We start from the raw sequence: 2,962 nt of genomic DNA, 5'->3' as shown, positions 1-2,962 counted from the left end.
CCCACCAACCTCAATACTCTTAATGAGCAGGTGCATACGGTTGCCTTCAATCTTGGCAATGGCTATGAGTCGGCTTTGACGTGGAATGCGCAGCCCCTCTACCTTGGCAGTTTCCAACAGGCGGAGTACCACATTGTCGCCCTCCTTGAGCGTGGTTGTCCTGTCCACCACCACTTTGAGCGTGTTGCGCATCGTAGGTGCAACCGTGCTTGCGAGCGAATGAAAACCCAAGTTGCGAGCCTTCTTGCCGTATTCCTTGATGAAATCTGCATCGCTCATCGGCTGCCCGAGCGAAGACACCACCTGTTTGCGTTCCGCCAAGACCTCCATTATAGGAGTGTTGGCTTGCCCCTGTTCCTTTTCTGTTCCAATATCGGTGATTGTGGGTGTGTTTCCTTTATCATTCGTAAAAGCATTCTCCAATGACGGAGGAACCGATGATGTCTTAGGAAGATACTTCGCTGCCATCTGATAGCTCTTTTCCATCAAGGCAAGCTGCCGTTTCTCTTCATTGTCCTCCCTGCTGTCTTTGTCAGAGAGTTCCTTTTTAAGGTTATCTATTTCCGAGCGCAAGGCTTCACGTTCCGCTTCGTTTGGGTCAGGAGCGTAAAAAGAGTTTAACAGACGATTGTTCTCCTCATAGCGATGCATGGAGTTTTCTATCTTTGCCGTAGATGCTGCTGTCTCTGCACGCTGCGCCTCTGATGGAACAGTACTCTGTGCGAAGTAGTCCGATAGCCTGCCCATCTCCTCGCGGGTCTGTCCCTCCTCGTGTGCCTTGTCGCCTAATTCGTAGGCTTTTAGCTTGTTGCCCGTAAGCTGCTCGGGCGTTGCCTGCGGAATGCTGTCATTGAGCCCCTGCTCCGCTGCGGTCTTATCCTTGCCCGATGGTGCGAAGATAAACCACATAGAGAGGGCAAACAGCAGTCCTAATCCTCCGAAGACCAAGCCTTTCTTCATTTGTTCTTTCTGTTTATTATCCATTTTCTTTGATTGTTTGATGATGTTGTAGGTAAAAATTGCCGTGTAACTCGTGTAAAGTGCTGTCTGTCCGTATCGGACTCAGCTTTCTCGTGGGGATGGGTAGTTTTTCCTTCTTTGGAGGAAGGAAGAACTGCGCTATCATCCAAAGGGAACAGAGCAGATAGATGAAACTCAGCCCATAGACGATAGTCTTACGCTGTCTTATCGTGAGCTTTTCACAACGATGGCGGAGCCAAAGGTGAAATCTCAGATAATGGTGAGCGAGCAAATAGTTTACTTTTCTTGCCATAACCTTATCGTTTATAAGTCTGTATGTCCCTGTTCTCCTTAACGAGGAAGTTCTCCATCAGGAAGCCCTGCGGGTTGTTGTCCGAGCGGACAGAGTTCTGCAGCGTGCAGGTCGTTACAAGACTGCGCTCTGTAACGTTACTCTGACGGACGATAAACTCCCGTGCATAAGTCGTTACCGCATAAGGGTAAGTATTAAAGTTGCAGCGGATAGAGTCCACCTCTATGCGCTGATTGATATTACCCGATATGGCACGGTTATAATAGCCTTTCTCTGCCAAGTCCTTGTAATAATTGAAAGCCGACTTGTCACAAAGCAGGAAGGCTCGTTGCATATTCCCCTCGATGGCGTTTTTGTCGGGCGCAATGGTGAAGAAGAGCTCGTGGAAACGACGCACGTGTTCTCTTGCCTCCACGGGACGGTTTCTACTTGCATCCTGACTGAGAGCCAGCATGAGCGACTTTCCCTGGTCAAGCACATAGATTTTCTCCCTCTGCTCCTTGGCGAAGGTGTACGAGGCATAGACAGCATAACCGCTTACTACCACACATACGATGGCAAAGACAAAGGCATAGAGCCGTATCTGTCTGAATGAGGTCTCGATATTATTAAGTGATTTGAATTCCATTTTTTTCTTTTATACCTGTTGATTAATTAAGCATAGTTGCTCCATTTCTATTTTCCTTTGAGCAGCGCTCCCTTGATACGTCCACCGACATTTCCCACAGCGGCACCTGCGCCTGCCATGGCAGCCTTGCCGCCGGTATATGCACCTTGAGCGCCACGCTGTGCAGTCTGGTTGACATTGCGTCCGTAGGAGCCGATACCGCCACCAGCTTCAATAATCCAACCTGCCACGGTAGGTACACAGAAGTAGCCTACAATACCGATAAGGAAGAAGACGATGTAATACCACGTTCCCGAATCAGGCAGATAGTTCGGATCGCTGAGCGCATCGATGTCTTTCTGCATCATCAACACCTGCATCTTGGTAAGCAGTGCCGTAAGAATAGAGCTGACAGGCAGCCACAGGTAGACCGATATATAGCGTGAGAACCATGCCGTAAGTGAGCCTGCAAGACCATCCCATACGGCTATGCCGAACACGATAGGTCCGAGTATCGAAAGGACAATCAGAATAAAGGTGCGAAGCGTGTCGATGATGAGTCCCGAAGCATGAAACAGCAATTCCAAAAAGTCGTGAACAAGTTTCATGAACCATTGCTTGGTCTGATAGGCGGCACGCTCGGCATACATCCCCGCAATCGTCACGGCATCTTCCGGACCGATAATGCCCATTTCCTCTATCTTCTGGTCGAACTTTTCGTTGGAAACCAAATAAGCCGTCTCGGGATTCCTGAGGTAGGCTTCCTCCTGCAGCTTATCCCTTTTTGCGGTCAGTTCCGCCAAGTTGCCTTCCTGCTGATGTACCATCATCTCCGTTCCCTGCACCACAGGTGAGAGTACGGCATTCATCGTACCCAGTACAACGGTCGGGAAGAACATGATGCAAAAGCCTAAGACAAAGGGTCGGAGAAGTGGAAAAACGTCTATCGCCTCGGCACGGGCAATGGAAGCCCACACCCGAAGGGCAATATAAAAGAGTGCACCCAAGCCCGCAATGCCTTTGGCAATGCCTGTCATCTGGGCACAGAGCGGCATCATCTCGTCATAGGTTGAGCGTAGCAG

At 49.7% G+C, this 2,962-nt stretch carries 4 protein-coding genes; all 4 read right to left on the bottom strand.

Features of this window, described 5'->3' with window-relative positions:
* Window positions 1-984: conjugative transposon protein TraM (gene traM, locus HMPREF0645_RS02950; RefSeq protein ID WP_007173357.1), on the bottom strand; the 984-nt coding region annotated here is incomplete at its 3' end.
* Entirely contained in the window at window positions 977-1,273 is a 297-nt protein-coding gene (locus HMPREF0645_RS13215; protein ID WP_007173356.1) for a hypothetical protein, read from the bottom strand. The genes HMPREF0645_RS13215 and traM, both read right to left, overlap by 8 nt.
* A gap of 4 nt (window positions 1,274-1,277) precedes the next feature.
* Window positions 1,278-1,901 (bottom strand): conjugative transposon protein TraK, encoded by a 624-nt coding sequence (gene traK / locus HMPREF0645_RS02945; protein ID WP_007173355.1) that lies wholly within the window; start codon window positions 1,899-1,901, stop codon window positions 1,278-1,280.
* A 47-nt stretch (window positions 1,902-1,948) separates the two neighbouring features.
* Window positions 1,949-2,962 (bottom strand): conjugative transposon protein TraJ (gene traJ / locus HMPREF0645_RS02940; RefSeq protein ID WP_007173354.1); only part of this gene is annotated, 1,014 nt, incomplete at its 5' end.

This window comes from Hallella bergensis DSM 17361, from assembly GCF_000160535.1.
Taxonomy (GTDB): domain Bacteria; phylum Bacteroidota; class Bacteroidia; order Bacteroidales; family Bacteroidaceae; genus Prevotella; species Prevotella bergensis.
The sequence above is the reverse complement of the archived record's forward strand: the minus strand, read 5'-3'. Positions and strand labels throughout refer to the sequence as shown.

Coding starts and splice junctions, on each gene's coding strand:
- HMPREF0645_RS13215 (WP_007173356.1), bottom strand. CDS start 1,273: ATGGCAAGAAAAGTAAACTATTTGCTCGCTCACCATTATCTGAGATTT.
- traK (WP_007173355.1), bottom strand. CDS start 1,901: ATGGAATTCAAATCACTTAATAATATCGAGACCTCATTCAGACAGATA.